Origin of the sequence: Streptomyces sp. NPDC056296 (genome assembly GCF_042268605.1) — a bacterium.
Classification (GTDB): domain Bacteria; phylum Actinomycetota; class Actinomycetes; order Streptomycetales; family Streptomycetaceae; genus Streptomyces.
This window is the reverse complement of the sequence record NZ_JBHJRX010000022.1, coordinates 25,473-38,761: the sequence shown is the minus strand read 5'-3', so window position 1 is coordinate 38,761 and position 13,289 is coordinate 25,473. Positions and strand designations below refer to the sequence as shown.

The window sequence follows — 13,289 nt, the reverse complement described above, 5'->3', positions numbered from 1 at the left end:
CCAGGACGCGCGGTCCGCCCCCCGGAGCCGTACGCTCGCCACGACGACCCCGGCGGCGTACAGCACCCACGACGTAGACCCACGACGTAGACCCACGACGTAGACCCACGACGTAGACCCACGACGTAGACCCACGACGTAGACCCCATGAGGGAGACAGACCCCATGACGGAGATCGACACCTCTGTTCCGCACTCGGCCCGGATCTGGAACTACTGGCTGGGCGGCAAGGACAACTACCCCGTGGACGAGGCGGCCGGCGACGCCTACACCGCCGTCTTCCCCGGCATCGTCACCATCGCCCGCAGCAGCCGCGCCTTCCTCGGCCGCGGCATCCGGTACCTGGTGCTGGAGGCGGGGGTACGCCAGTTCCTGGACGTCGGCACCGGGCTGCCCACCGTCGACAACACCCACGAGGTCGCCCAGCGGCACGCCCCCGAGGCGCGGATCGTCTACGTCGACAACGACCCGCTGGTCCTCGCGCACGCCCGCGCCCTGCTCACCTCCACCCCCGAGGGCACCACCGCCTACGAGGACATCAGCCTCTTCGAGCCGGAGCGCATCCTGGAGGCCGCCGGCCGCACCCTGGACCTGACCCGCCCCACCGCGCTCATCCTCAGCGGCATCCTCGGCCACGTCGCCGACCACGACCAGGCCCGCGACCTGGTCCGCCGCCTGATGGCCGGCCTGCCCTCCGGCAGCTACCTGTGCGTCAACGACGGCTCGCGCGGCACCGACCCGGACTACGAGGCGGCCCAGGACGGCTACAACGAGACCGGCGCGGTCCCGTACTTCCTGCGCCCGGTCGAGCGGATCGAGGCGTACTTCGAGGGTCTCGAACTGGTCGACCCCGGCGTGGTGTCCGTCCCGCTGTGGCGCCCGGACCCGGCCCCGGACGGCACGGCACCGCGGCCGATCGGCCAGCACGGCGGCCTCGCCCGCAAGCCCTGACGCCCCTGTGCGGACACCTGGGCGCACACAGAAAGCCCCCGCGAGTCACGTCCTCGCGGGGGCTTCCCTTCTTCCGCCTGCCGCCGTGAAGGGTGAGAAGACGATCACGAGGCAGGACGACTCGGGAACTCAGCCGGTCACGGCGCCAGCAGCAGCGTGTTCGTACGGGACTTGGCGGCCTCGTAGCGCTTCGCCACGTCCTGCCAGTTGACGACGGCCCACATGGCGTCGATGAAGTCGACCTTCTGGTTCTTGTACTGGAGGTAGAAGGCGTGCTCCCAGGCGTCGAAGACCAGGATGGGCGTGGCGCCCTGGCCGACGTTGCCCTGGTGGTCGTAGACCTGCTCGACGATCAGGCGACCACTCAGCGGTTCGTACGCCAGCACACCCCAGCCGGAGCCCTGGGTGGTCGCGGCGGCCTTGGTGAGCTGCGCCTTGAAGCCGGCGAAGGAGCCGAAGGACTCGGCGATCGCGTCGGCCAGGTCGCCCACGCCGTCCGCCTGAAGCGGTTCGCCGCCGCCGTCACCGGTCATGTTGTGCCAGTAGATCGAGTGCAGGATGTGCCCGGAGAGGTGGAAGGCCAGGTTCTTCTCCAGGCCGTTGATCGATCCCCACGTCTCCTTGTCGCGCGCCTCGGCGAGCTGCTCAAGGGTGTCGTTGGCGCCTTTCACATAGGCGGCGTGGTGCTTGTCGTGGTGCAGCTCGATGATCTCGGGGCTGATCACGGGGGCCAGCGCGGAGTAGTCGTACGGCAGTTCAGGAAGTGTGTAGACGGACATGGCGGATCCCCTCCGACCTCTTATTGCAAAAGGCTTGCAAGTGCACGCTAGCAGCAAGAGGCCGGAGGAGGAGTGCGGGGGACGACCGGGCGTGCCGTGGCATGCGAAAGGGCCCCCGCACGGATCCGTCTCCGTGCGGGGGCCCTCGTAGAGCTCGGGGCGACGCTGCCTCAAACGCGCGCCCGCCGCCGCTGCCGGGCATAGCCGGCGGCCGCCAGGACCAGCGTCATCCCGCCCGTCGAGTACAGCTGCACCCGCGTGTCCGGCTCGCGGGCCATCAGCACGAAGACCGTGGCCATGGCCGCCAGTGCCACCCAGGTCAGCCACGGGAAGCCCCACATGCGCACGACCAGCTTCTCGGGCGCCTCCCGCTCCAGCCGGCGGCGCAGCCGCAGCTGGGAGACGGCGATGAAGATCCAGACGACCAGGATGACCGCGCCGATCATGTTCAGCAGCCAGGAGAAGACGTCGTCCGGCCGCCAGTAGCTCAGCAGCACGCAGCCGAAGCCGAAGAGGGAGGAGACGAGCACCGCGATCCGCGGCACCCCGCCCGACACCCGGCCCAGCGCCTTCGGGCCCTGGCCGCGCTCGACCAGCGAGTAGCCGATGCGGGAGGCGCCGTAGATGTTGGCGTTCATCGCGCTGAGCAGGGCGACGAGCACGACGACGTTCATGAGCTGCCCGGCGCCGGGAATGCCGAGTTCGTCGAGGGCGGCGACGTACGGGCCCTTCTCCACGACCTCCTTGGAGTCCCACGGCACCAGGGTCACGATGACCGCCATCGAGCCGATGTAGAACAGCGCGATCCGCCACATCGCCGTCCGCACGGCGCTCGCCACGCCCTTGACCGGGTTCTCCGACTCGGCCGCCGCGATGGTCACCGTCTCCAGGCCGCCGTAGGCGAACACCGAGGCGAGCAGGCCGATGATCAGACCGTTGCCGCCGTTCGGCAGGAAGTCGCTCAGGTGGGAGGTGCCGGGGGAGTCGGTGCCCGGCAGGACCCCGGCGATCGCCAGCACGCCGAGGACGAGGAACAGCGAGATTGCGCCGACCTTCAGGGCGGCGAACCAGAACTCGAACTCGCCGAAGTTCTTCACGGCGGCCAGGTTCGTCCCGCAGAACACCACCATGAACAGCGCCACCCAGGCCCACTCGGGCGTGCCCGGCAGCCAGCCGTGCACGATCGCCGCCGCGCCGATGCCCTCCAGGCCGACGGCCGTGCACAGCAGCACCCAGAACGCCCAGCCCGCGGTGAAGCCGGCCCAGGGGCCGATGGCCCGCTCGGCGTGCGCGGAGAAGGAACCCGACGACGGATACGCGGCCGACATCTCGCCCAGCATCCGCATCACCAGCATCACGAGGAGGCCGGAGAGGGTGTAGGCGACGACGATCGACGGGCCGGCGGCGGCGATGCCGGCCCCGGAGCCCACGAACAGCCCGGCGCCGATCACGCCACCGAGGGCGATCATCGACAGATGGCGCTGCTTGAGGCCGTGGGAGAGGGAGGCGTCGTCGTCCGACTTCGGCGGCGTACCGGTGGTGGTGCTGTTGGACATGGAGCGGCTCGTCCGATGTGTGGGGGGCGGGGGCGGCAAAAACGCCCACAGTCTCCGGTCTCGCGCCGGTCGGCGACAGCGGTTGCCCACGATGCGGACGATCCCGATACGGAACGTGATCGTCCGAATGCATCGTTCCGCTTCCGGGTGACGCCCACCTCCCCTCCTCGGTGACCGGTGTCACGCGGAAACACGTGTATCCCGCCGTCTTTGTCGGGAGCCCACCAAGCTGGTGATCAGGCCTTTGTCGGGCGCTGCTGGTGATCGGGCCCGATCCGCTGGGATAGCGTCGCGGTGTCCCGACATGTCCACACCACCGCGGAGTCCCCATGAGCACCGCTGCCGTCCCCGCCCGATCCGGGCAGGTCCTCGCCGACCTCATCCCCTCCTCCCGTGTCCGGGACGTCGCGCTCGTCGCCGGCGGTGCCGTGCTCACCGGCGTCGCGGCGCAGATCGCGGTGCCCGTGCCGGGCTCCCCGGTGCCGGTGACCGGCCAGACCTTCGCGGCGCTGCTCGTCGGCACCTCGCTCGGCGCCCGCCGCGGCCTCCTCTCGCTCGCGCTGTACGCGCTGGTCGGCATGGCGGGCGTGCCGTGGTTCGCGGAGGGCGGCTCCGGCACCGGCGCCCCGTCCCTCGGCTACGTCTTCGGCATGCTGCTCGCCGCCACCGTCGTGGGCGCCCTGGCCCGCCGCGGCGCCGACCGCTCGATGCTCCGCATGGCCGGCACGATGCTGCTCGGCGAGGCGATCATCTACGCCGTCGGCGTCCCGTATCTGGCCCTTGCCGCCGACATGTCCCTCACGGCGGCGATCGCGGCCGGCCTCACCCCGTTCCTGATCGGGGACGCGCTGAAGGCCGCCCTGGCGATGGGCGTGCTGCCCACGGCCTGGAAGCTGGTCGACAAGCGGTAGGACGCCGTAGACGCACGAGAAGGGGCCGGCCCGATTTTCGGGCCGGCCCCTTCTCGTGTACCGGGGCGAGCGTCAGTTCCCGCCGCCGAGGCCCTCCCGCGCGGCGGCCTCCTGCGCGGCGACCCGCTGCTGGACGACCCGCTGCTGGACGACCCGCTGCTTGACGAAGGCGACCGCGAGGACGAGCGCCGCCACGAGCAGCGACAGCAGCACGGTCGTACGCCCGTTGTGCTCGGTGTCGGTCAGCATGTAGCCGAGCACGAAGACGATCACGCCGGCGGCCGCCCAGGTCAGGTACGGGAACAGCCACATCCGCACCACCAGCTTCTCCGGCGCCTCCGCCTGGATGATCTTCCGCATCCGCAGCTGCGAGAAGCAGATCACCAGCCACACGAAGAGGGCCACGGCGCCGGAGGAGTTGACGAGGAAGAGGAAGACGGAGTCGGGGAACTCGTAGTTGAAGAACACGGCGACAAACCCGAACACCACGGACACGAGGATCGCCGTCCGCGGCACACCGCGCCGGGTGGTCCGGGCGAACGCCTTGGGCGCGTCACCGCGCGCACCGAGCGAGAAGGCCATCCGAGAGGCCGTGTACAGCCCGGAGTTCAGACAGGACAGCACGGACGTCAGCACGATGAAGTTCATGATCTGACCGGCGTTCGCGATCCCGAGCGAGTCGAGGGCGGCCACGTAGGAGCCCTGGTCGATGATCGACTGTGAGTCCCAGGGCAGCAGCGCGATGACGACGAAGATCGAACCGAGGTAGAAGACGGCGATACGCCAGATGATGCTGTTGGTCGCCTTGGTGACGGCCCGCTGCGGGTCCTCGGACTCGCCGGCGGCCAGGGTGGGGATCTCACTGCCCATGAACGAGAAAACGACGAGCAGCACACCGGTCAGGATCGCCCCCGCCCCGTTCGGCAGGAATCCGCCGTGCTCCGTCAGATTGGCCAGCCCCGCCTGCTCGCTGTCGACGCCGGGCAGCAGCCCGAAGACGGCCAGCCCGCCGACGACGATGAACGCGGCGATCGCGACGACCTTGATCCCGGCGAACCAGAACTCGAACTCGCCGTAGGAGCCGACCGAGGCGAGGTTGGTGGCGGTCAGCACGACCATCACGATCAGCGCCCACCCCCACTGCGGCACGGCCGGTATCCACCCTTCGAGGATCTTGGCCCCGGCGGTCGCCTCCACGGCCAGCACCACGACCCAGAAGAACCAGTACAGCCAGCCGATGGAGAACCCGGCCCAGGGCCCGAGCGCCCGGTCGGCGTGTGCGGAGAAGGAACCCGAGGTCGGATTGGCGGCGGACATCTCCCCGAGCATGCGCATCACCAGCACCACGAGGGTGCCGACAAGCGCGTACGAGAGAAGGATGCCGGGCCCCGCGGTGGCGATTCCCGAACTGGATCCCACGAACAGTCCGGCCCCGATGACACCGCCAATGGCGATCATCGAAAGGTGGCGGTTCTTGAGCCCTGCCTGGAGCCCGGACCCGGGTTCTCCGGGGCCTTCGGGCCCGTTCTCGGGCTTCGTCAGGGTCGGCTGCGAAGTCATGGGGGTGGTTTTCCTTTGCGCCGGTCGAGCAAGGTCCCGTACGAGCGGTGTACGAGCGGTGTACGAGCCGGACCAGTGAAACGGAGGTGAACGGATTCGGGAACCTTTGATTCCGGATCGTTACTTGAGCTTTGCCTGAGCTTCCATTGTTTCACCTGCCCTTTTCAGACCCGACACCCGACGCAGCCGCCCCGTGACCCCCGTGTCACACTCAACCCATGCGCGTGTATCTCGGCTCCGACCATGCGGGCTACGAACTCAAGAACCACCTCGTCGAGTGGCTCAAGGCGGCGGGCCACGACCCCGTCGACTGCGGCCCGCACATCTACGACGCCCAGGACGACTACCCGCCCTTCTGCCTCCGCGCCGCGGAGCGGACGGCCGCGGACCCCGACGCCCTCGGCATCGTGATCGGCGGTTCCGGCAACGGCGAGCAGATCGCGGCGAACAAGGTGAAGGGCGTGCGCGCGGCGCTGGCCTGGAGCGAGGAGACGGCGTCCCTCGGCCGCCAGCACAACGACGCCAACGTCGTCGCGGTCGGCGCCCGCATGCACACGCGGGAGGAGGCGACGAAGTTCGTCGAGACCTTCCTCGCCACCCCGTTCTCCGGCGACGACCGCCACATCCGCCGCATCGACATGCTCACGTCCTACGAGACGACGGGCGACCTGCCCCCCATCCCGCCGCACCACCCGCAGCAGTAGCGCGAAGCGCCTCCGGCGGTGCCTTTCCCCGGTGCGGGTGCGGGTGCGTCGGGGCGGGCACGGCCCGGGTCAAGGTGACGGGCGGCGCCGGGACGCTTGAAGCTGCGCCGGGGGTGCTGGAACGTGCGCCCGGGGGCGCTGGAACCTGCGCCGGGGGCGCTGGAACCTGCGCCGGGGACGCTGGAACCTGCGCCGGGGACGCTGGAACGTGCGGCCGGGCCAGGTGCTCCAGGGGTGCAGGGGACGGAGTCCCCGCCGGGGGCCGGGGCGGAGCCCCGGGGTGAGTCTCGCCTCTCGACCGACCGAGTCGGGTGGGCGGGTGGGCCAAGGCAAGGAAGGAAAGGACACCGTGCCAGAGGGGCACACCATCCACCGGCTGGCCCAGGACTACGCCGCCGCCTTCGCCCGGACGGCAGTCCACGTCACCAGCCCCCAGGGCAAGTTCGCCGACGCCGCCGCCCTCCTCACCGGCACCCCGCTCACCCGCACCGAGGCCCACGGCAAACACCTCTTCCTCGGCTTCGGCGCCGCCGAGCCCGCCGAGTGGGTCCACATCCACCTCGGCCTCTTCGGCAAGGTCACCTTCGGGAAGACCCCCGCGCCCCCGCCCACGGACACCGTCCGCCTCCGCCTGGCGAACGACACCGCGTACGTCGACCTCCGCGGCCCCACCGCCTGCGCCCTGATCACGGAACCGGAGAAGCAGGCGATACACGACCGCCTCGGCCCCGACCCCCTGCGTCCGGACGCCGACCCCGGGGCCGCGTACCGCCGCGTCTCCCGCAGCCGCACCACCATCGCCGCGCTGCTCATGGACCAGAAGGTCATCGCCGGCGTCGGCAACGTCTACCGCGCCGAGGTCCTCTTCCGCCACGGCATCGACCCGTACCGACCCGGCAGGGACCTCACCCCCACCGAGTGGGACACGATCTGGCACGACCTCACCGACCTCATGCGCGAGGGCGTCCGGAACAACCGCATCGACACCGTCCGCCCGGAACACACCCCCGAGGCCATGGGCCGCCCGCCCCGCGTCGACGACCACGGCGGCGAGGTCTACGTCTACCGCCGGGCCAACCAGTCCTGCCACCTCTGCGGCGACGCGATCCGCACCGCGGACCTCGCCGCCCGCAACCTCTTCTGGTGCCCGACCTGCCAGCGGAACCCTCAATAGGTTCGACCGCCGTCAGAACCCGTGCGGCAGCCACGGCGCGACGTCCGACCCGAACCCCACCGAAGCCTCCGCCAGCGCCCCCCGCCGCAGCTCCCGTATCCGCCCGGCCGCGCCCAGCGAGACCAGGCTCACGCCGCCGAGATACGCCGCCCCCAACTCCCGTACCGTCAGGGCCAGATCCGCCGCGTCGGACGTCCGCTCGCAGGACGCACCCTTCGCGTCCCCGGTCAGCCGCCAACGCCCCTCGTTCCAGGGGCAGAAGGCGTCCTCGACCTCGAACACCACGTCCACCGGCGCCTGATACGTCCGCGCCGCCAGCGCGGCCCCCACGTCCACCAGCCGTACGTACAAGGCGTCCCGCAGCACCGGCCGGCACCGCCGGATGTCCGACACCTGGTGCTGCCACGCCTCGTCGACCGGCCGCCCGCGCGCGGTCAGCACCGACGTCAGGTCGATGTCGAACAGGAACCGCCACAGCGCCGCCTCGGTCGCCGGATCCAGCCCGGCCAGGTCCTCCACGACCACCGTGCCGCCCGGCCCCTCGTTCCCCCAGGCCGGCCGCACCCGGAACCGCGCGTACCCCGTGACCTCGCCGTCCCGCCGGGCGACCACGCACTGCAGTGGTGACGCCCCCTCCCGCTCGCTCTCCGGGTCCAGCAGCCCCATCCGCTCCCAGCCGGGCCGCCGGGCCAGCATCCCGGGCCGTCCGGGCACCAGCCGCGCGTACACCGCCTCGCACACGTCGAGTACGTCCGCGGGCGCCGCGTACCGAAGCCGTACGTCATCCGTGCCGTCCGGCACGGACAGCCGGACCCGGTTCGTATCGATCTCCGCGTTGATCTGGAAGGTCGCGGCGCCGTACCCGAACCTGCCGTAGATCGCCGGTTCGGAGGCCGTCAGCACGGCCAGCGGCTCGCCCCAGGACCGTACGTCGTCCAGCTGCCGCCGCATCATCGACGTCAGCACACCCCGGCGCCGGTGCGTGGCGGCGACGCTCACCATCGTCACGCCCGCCGCGGCCACCTCCGCACCGCCCGGCACGGTCATCCGGAAGCCGAACGCCCCCGCCGTCCCGACGCAGTCGTCGCCCTCCCAGACGCCGAGTGAGCGGTCGACCTCGGTCAGGGCGTTGAACAGCGCCAACTCCTCGGCGGACTCCGGGACCCCGCTGAAGGCACGGATCAGCGTCCCGTACCACTGGTCCCACTCGTCCTGCCGCAGTACCCGCAGCTCGGTCGTCAGGTCGTCGTCGCCTTTTCCCCTGGAACGTTCCATGGACCATGCGTACCAGGGCCGCGCGGGCCGGGCGAGACAATTTCCGACAGGTTGCGGCGCGGCGGCCGTTCGTGAAGTTCACTGTGAAGTCGGGCCCCGGACGGGGGACAAGTAGGACCTCCCGTGCCAAGCGCCCGGTCCGATGGATAGGGTCCCGAACTAATGGCAGCAGGACGACAGCGGCGCGCGGAAGCCGACACGTTCACGGCCCGGTGGAAGAAGCAGTGGCACCGGGCCCGCGTCGGCATGCGCAGATCCGCCGTCGACTACTTCCGCGGCGACGGCTCGGACTGGATCGCCCTGGCCGGACTGCTGCTGATGATCCCCGTCATCGCGGCCACCACGATGGCGAACTCCGTGTGGTGCTCACCGGCCGCGCTGGTCCTGCCGATCGTCGCGGGCGGCCTGCTGCTGCGCCCGGCGAGCCTGCTCGGCCTGTACGCGGCGGCGGCCACGGCGCTGATCGTGGAGTCGGTGCAGCTGGGCCCGTACACCGAGGGCCCCTCCCGGGTCACCCCCGGCGTGGTCCTGGTCGTCGCGGCCTGCGGCTTCTTCGGACTGCTGGTCGCCCAGTTCCGCAGCCGGGTCGGCGTGCCCTGGCGGCGCGGCGGCACCATGCTCTTCGACCTGCGCGAACGCATCCGGGTCCAGAGCAAGCTGCCGGGGCTGCCGCCCGGCTGGCACCGCGAGATGGCGCTGCGTCCGGCCGGCGGTCAGTCCTTCTCCGGCGACTTCGTCGTCGCGGCCCGCACGAACGGCGGCCGGACGCTCGAGGTGGTCCTCACCGACGTCTCCGGCAAGGGCATGGACGCGGGCTCACGCGCCCTGCTGCTGTCGGGCGCGTTCGGCGGACTGCTGGGCAGCCTGCCCCCGCACGCCTTCCTGCCGGCCGCCAACGGCTACCTGCTCCGCCAGGACTGGGACGAGGGCTTCGCCACCTCCATCCACCTCGTACTGGACCTCGACTCCGGCGACTACGAGTTGTACTCCGCCGGACATCCGCCGGGCCTCCAGCTCAGCGCGGGCACCGGCCGCTGGGAGGAGAAGACGGCCGAGGGGCCGCTGCTGGGCGTGTACGACGGTGCGCAGTTCGACCCGGTGAAGGGGGCACTGCGTCCCGGAGACGTGCTGATGCTGTTCACCGACGGCCTGGTGGAGACCTCGGACCGCGACATCGCCGAGGGCATCGACCGCCTCACCGGCGAGGCCGACCGCTATGTCGCGGGCGGCTTCCACGGCGCCGCCTGGCATCTGATCGAGGCGGTCGCCAAGGACGTCAACGACGACCGGGCGCTCCTGCTGCTCTGCCGGGAGGGCCCGACGGCCCAGTCCCCGACGGCCCAGTCCCCGACGGTGGCGGACTGACACACTGGACAGCGTGTCCCACACTCCGTCACCACCCTCACCGTCCTCATCACCCCCCGAGCCGCTCTCCCTGGCCGACGTCGAGGCCACCGCCCGTGCCGCCCACGCCGGACAGACCGACAAGGCGGGGCGGCCGTACGCCGAACACCTGCGGGCCGTCGCCGAGGGCGTGCGGCGGCGCGGCGGGGACGACGAGCAGATCGCGGCGGCCTGGCTGCACGACGCCGTCGAGGACGACGCGCTGTCCGAGCGATGGCTGAGCGAGGCCGCGCTGAGCCGCCGTACCAAGGACATCGTCCTCGCCCTCACCAAGCGGGCCGGGGAACCGCCCGAGGCGTACGCCGCGCGCATCCTCGCCACGCCCGGCGCACCGCTGGTCAAGGAGGCGGACCTGGCACACAACGCCGACCCGGCGCGGCTCGCGGTGCTGGACACGGCGACCCGCACACGACTGACCGAGAAGTACGCACGGATGCGCGCACTTCTCGGTCTGGTCGATCCTCGGTCTGGTTGATCCTCGGTCTGGTCGATCCGGATGAGGGTGTCTGAAGCGGAAAGCCGGCTTCAGACGGAGACCTTCTCGCCGGCCTCGCTCGGCGCGCGCGCCTCGCGCACCTCTGTCTCCTCCGCTTTCTCCCGCCTCTCGCGACCCCGGGCGGCCTCGCCCGGATCCCGCTTGAACAGCCACTCCATCCTCGGCTCCACCACGCACCGCAGGGCCCGTTGGACGGGCTTGGTGCACAGCAGGGTGATGACGGTGGCTCCGAGGACGGTGAGCCCGATCTCCCCGAGCGGCGAGTCCAGCACGGGGTGGGAGAACCAGCCGGCGTAGCTGCCCTCCTTCACCAGGAAGCCGTGCACCAGGTAGCCGTAGATCGTGCCCGCGCCGAGCGCCGTGAACCACATGCGCCGGCCCGGCACCCAGGCGAAGAAGCACGCGGACAGCACCAGCGAGCAGCCGAAGAGGGCGAGCGTCAGCACGGGCCCGGTCCACCAGGGGGCGCCGGTGTCCTGCACGGCGGCGTTCCGGTAGAACCAGCCGGTCTCCATGCGCGGCACCGACCACCAGGCGACGGCCACCGCGGCCGCGACCACCGGCACGGACACGATCCGCACCGAGCGGCGGCGTACCAGCTGGAAGTGCTCGGGGCGCAGCACCAGGCCCAGCACGAAGCAGGGCAGGAACTGCAGCACCCGCTGCATGTTCAGGTCGTTGCCGACCGTGGGCGTCACGGAGGCCAGCGCGGCGATGCCCAGCGCGATCGGCAGCGGCCAGCGGACCGTCTGCCAGATGGGCGTGGTCAGCCGCCAGACGAACAGCGCGCACAGGAACCACAGAAGGTACGTGGGGTCCAGCAGGCTGATGTCGTTGGCCGGGTCCTCGCTGACGCGGCGGTGCAGAGCGTAGGCGACCTCGAAGACGAGGTAGGGGACGGCGACACCGGTGATCAGGCGTTTGACGCGCTTGGGGCTCAGATCGAAACTGCGCGAGAAGTAGCCGGAGATGATGATGAACGCCGGCATGTGGAACGTGTACAGGACCCGGTACAGGGTCTCGACGGTCCGGTTCCCGTCCAGGATCTGTCCCCAGGCGTGACCCACACCGACCAGCACGATCGCCAGGTACTTGGCGTTGTCGAAGAACGCGTCGCGCTGCCGACTCGGCTGTGCCTGCCGGTTCGGTGCCTGCTGGTCCGAGCGGGACGGCGACTTCCGGTCGCCGTGCGGTCGCAGCGAGCTCGTCATGCAACCCCCCGCCAAAAACTCGGCGGGTCGTAGCAGGACCTCGCTGCTCTGGTGGGGGACGAGGCAGCGTAGAACATCTGAGGCACCCTAGCGTTCTCCCTGTGTTTCCGTAAAACCCTCGACGTCATTCCTGCATTCGCCTCCCGAGTACCTTGCGAGTACCCGGTATTTCGGGGAACTCGACCTCTCCGGTCGCGTGACGGCTCCCACACCGAAGTGCGTCGCCGCGCACGGAACGAGCTCCCTGGCCACCCCACTTGTCACGACTCGTCGTGACTAAGCAGTGCATAAGACCGGCGGGCGACTCCCCTGGAATGTCCCCTTCAATGCGCTTACGTGGCCCGTCGACGTCTCTGTGAACTCCCTGTGAAGTACCCGGCGATGTGCGCCCCGCGACAATTCGAAATATCTGCGAACGCGTTGTGTGGGCATCGAAACGAAGTGGCCGGAATTCCCCGCACGAGTGCCCTGTCGAATTTCTGTACGGGGTGCGATGGTTGGGTACGTCCGCGCGCGGGGGAGGTGCGCCGTCCCGGGAACCGGCCGGATGATGTGTCACCCGCCGCATAGCGGGGCCCGGTTGGTGGCACGATGGTTCTGGCGGGGGTGTGCTGCGCTGCACCTCCGGGCCGGGAGAGCGGACCGACCTAGGGTGTGATCAGTTGTGGCCATTTCACTGTCAGTGGTGCTGCTGTTGGCAATCATCCTGGTGGTGCTGCTGCGAGGAGGCTCCCTCAAGGCGGGCCCGGCCGTCGTCGCGGTCCTCTTCGGCTTCTTCCTGGCCTCGACGGGCATGGCCGACGACATCCAGCGGTTCCTGGACTCGATAGCGGAGACGCTGAACTCCATCCAGTTCTAGCCCGGGGCCGCACAAAGGCCTCCGGCCCGGTACCCTGGGGGACCGGGCCGGAGGCCTCTCGGAGCGGGCGACGGGAATCGAACCCGCGTAGCTAGTTTGGAAGACTAGGGCTCTACCATTGAGCTACGCCCGCACAGCGCGCGCCGCAGGTCGCTGACCGCGGCACTGCACGCATCGTAGCGGGTCGGCCCCCCTCACCGCACACCCCTTCCGGTCCGCGCCGGACCTTCACGGACGCTCGGGAAACTCGGCGGTCCCCGACGCCTGGCGGCATGTACCCTACGTGTCGCACCAGACGGGGTGTGGCGCAGCTTGGTAGCGCGTCCGCTTTGGGAGCGGAAGGCCGTGGGTTCAAATCCCGCCACCCCGACCAACCACCGAGACCGCGGTCGCGACCGCCCACCGGCCA

The 13,289-nt window shown here is 70.5% G+C and carries 12 protein-coding genes and 2 tRNA genes; 8 read left to right on the top strand and 6 right to left on the bottom strand.

Annotation, left to right across the window (positions count from 1 at the left end; genetic code table 11):
• The first annotated feature begins 165 nt into the window (after nt 1-165).
• Nucleotides 166-951 carry an SAM-dependent methyltransferase gene (locus ACFCZF_RS18010; RefSeq protein WP_375912796.1) on the top strand — a complete coding sequence of 262 codons (786 nt, stop codon included), beginning with the start codon at nt 166-168 and terminating at the stop codon, nt 949-951.
• Between the two features lie 137 nt (nt 952-1,088).
• Here the strand turns inward: ACFCZF_RS18010 and ACFCZF_RS18005 are convergent, their stop codons facing one another.
• Both ACFCZF_RS18005 and ACFCZF_RS18000 read right to left on the bottom strand, forming a co-directional pair.
• Nucleotides 1,089-1,730, bottom strand: a complete 642-nt coding sequence (locus ACFCZF_RS18005) for a superoxide dismutase (RefSeq protein WP_375912793.1) — start codon at nt 1,728-1,730, stop codon at nt 1,089-1,091.
• 170 nt (nt 1,731-1,900) lie between these two features.
• A complete protein-coding gene (locus tag ACFCZF_RS18000) occupies nt 1,901-3,286 on the bottom strand; it encodes an amino acid permease (protein ID WP_376672479.1) in 1,386 nt (461 codons plus the stop codon).
• Between the two features lie 329 nt (nt 3,287-3,615).
• Here ACFCZF_RS18000 and ACFCZF_RS17995 point away from each other — a divergent pair, with 329 nt between their 5' ends.
• Nucleotides 3,616-4,197, top strand: coding sequence for a biotin transporter BioY (locus ACFCZF_RS17995; protein ID WP_376672478.1), 582 nt, complete (start codon nt 3,616-3,618; stop codon nt 4,195-4,197).
• Nucleotides 4,198-4,269: 72 nt separating this feature from the next.
• Here the strand turns inward: ACFCZF_RS17995 and ACFCZF_RS17990 are convergent, their stop codons facing one another.
• A complete protein-coding gene (locus ACFCZF_RS17990) occupies nt 4,270-5,757 on the bottom strand; it encodes an amino acid permease (RefSeq protein WP_376672477.1) in 1,488 nt (495 codons plus the stop codon).
• 218 nt (nt 5,758-5,975) lie between these two features.
• On the opposite strand from ACFCZF_RS17990, the gene ACFCZF_RS17985 reads away from it, so the two are divergent.
• Both ACFCZF_RS17985 and ACFCZF_RS17980 read left to right on the top strand, forming a co-directional pair.
• A complete protein-coding gene (locus ACFCZF_RS17985; RefSeq protein ID WP_376672476.1) occupies nt 5,976-6,461 on the top strand; it encodes a ribose-5-phosphate isomerase in 486 nt (161 codons plus the stop codon).
• Nucleotides 6,462-6,810: 349 nt separating this feature from the next.
• Complete coding sequence (locus ACFCZF_RS17980; RefSeq protein WP_376672475.1) at nt 6,811-7,635, top strand: Fpg/Nei family DNA glycosylase; 825 nt, start codon at nt 6,811-6,813, stop codon at nt 7,633-7,635.
• A 12-nt stretch (nt 7,636-7,647) separates the two neighbouring features.
• On the opposite strand, the gene ACFCZF_RS17975 is transcribed toward ACFCZF_RS17980, so the two are convergent.
• Nucleotides 7,648-8,910 (bottom strand): GNAT family N-acetyltransferase, encoded by a 1,263-nt coding sequence (locus ACFCZF_RS17975; RefSeq protein WP_376672474.1) that lies wholly within the window; start codon nt 8,908-8,910, stop codon nt 7,648-7,650.
• Nucleotides 8,911-9,072: 162 nt separating this feature from the next.
• Here ACFCZF_RS17975 and ACFCZF_RS17970 point away from each other — a divergent pair, with 162 nt between their 5' ends.
• Together ACFCZF_RS17970 and ACFCZF_RS17965 are read left to right on the top strand one after the other, a co-directional pair.
• Nucleotides 9,073-10,275: a PP2C family protein-serine/threonine phosphatase gene (locus tag ACFCZF_RS17970; RefSeq protein WP_376672473.1), complete on the top strand. Its 1,203-nt coding sequence runs from the start codon at nt 9,073-9,075 to the stop codon at nt 10,273-10,275.
• 13 nt (nt 10,276-10,288) lie between these two features.
• Nucleotides 10,289-10,789 carry an HD domain-containing protein gene (locus ACFCZF_RS17965; protein ID WP_376672472.1) on the top strand — a complete coding sequence of 167 codons (501 nt, stop codon included), beginning with the start codon at nt 10,289-10,291 and terminating at the stop codon, nt 10,787-10,789.
• Nucleotides 10,790-10,839: 50 nt separating this feature from the next.
• On the opposite strand, the gene ACFCZF_RS17960 is transcribed toward ACFCZF_RS17965, so the two are convergent.
• Entirely contained in the window at nt 10,840-12,021 is a 1,182-nt protein-coding gene (locus ACFCZF_RS17960; RefSeq protein WP_376672471.1) for an acyltransferase family protein, read from the bottom strand.
• Between the two features lie 664 nt (nt 12,022-12,685).
• Between ACFCZF_RS17960 and ACFCZF_RS17955 the strand changes: the two genes are divergently transcribed.
• Nucleotides 12,686-12,880: a hypothetical protein gene (locus tag ACFCZF_RS17955; protein WP_371671544.1), complete on the top strand. Its 195-nt coding sequence runs from the start codon at nt 12,686-12,688 to the stop codon at nt 12,878-12,880.
• A 62-nt stretch (nt 12,881-12,942) separates the two neighbouring features.
• Here ACFCZF_RS17955 and ACFCZF_RS17950 read toward each other — a convergent pair.
• Nucleotides 12,943-13,013, bottom strand: a tRNA-Gly gene (locus ACFCZF_RS17950).
• Nucleotides 13,014-13,176: 163 nt separating this feature from the next.
• On the opposite strand from ACFCZF_RS17950, the gene ACFCZF_RS17945 reads away from it, so the two are divergent.
• Nucleotides 13,177-13,253, top strand: a tRNA-Pro gene (locus ACFCZF_RS17945).
• Nucleotides 13,254-13,289: the final 36 nt, after the last annotated feature.

What these genes read in the sequence shown, in the direction of transcription:
- ACFCZF_RS18010 (WP_375912796.1), top strand. Translation starts at nt 166, where the DNA reads ATGACGGAGATCGACACCTCTGTTCCGCACTCGGCCCGGATCTGGAAC.
- ACFCZF_RS18005 (WP_375912793.1), bottom strand. Translation starts at nt 1,730, where the DNA reads ATGTCCGTCTACACACTTCCTGAACTGCCGTACGACTACTCCGCGCTG.
- ACFCZF_RS18000 (WP_376672479.1), bottom strand. Translation starts at nt 3,286, where the DNA reads ATGTCCAACAGCACCACCACCGGTACGCCGCCGAAGTCGGACGACGAC.
- ACFCZF_RS17995 (WP_376672478.1), top strand. Translation starts at nt 3,616, where the DNA reads ATGAGCACCGCTGCCGTCCCCGCCCGATCCGGGCAGGTCCTCGCCGAC.
- ACFCZF_RS17990 (WP_376672477.1), bottom strand. Translation starts at nt 5,757, where the DNA reads ATGACTTCGCAGCCGACCCTGACGAAGCCCGAGAACGGGCCCGAAGGC.
- ACFCZF_RS17985 (WP_376672476.1), top strand. Translation starts at nt 5,976, where the DNA reads ATGCGCGTGTATCTCGGCTCCGACCATGCGGGCTACGAACTCAAGAAC.
- ACFCZF_RS17975 (WP_376672474.1), bottom strand. Translation starts at nt 8,910, where the DNA reads ATGGAACGTTCCAGGGGAAAAGGCGACGACGACCTGACGACCGAGCTG.
- ACFCZF_RS17970 (WP_376672473.1), top strand. Translation starts at nt 9,073, where the DNA reads ATGGCAGCAGGACGACAGCGGCGCGCGGAAGCCGACACGTTCACGGCC.
- ACFCZF_RS17960 (WP_376672471.1), bottom strand. Translation starts at nt 12,021, where the DNA reads ATGACGAGCTCGCTGCGACCGCACGGCGACCGGAAGTCGCCGTCCCGC.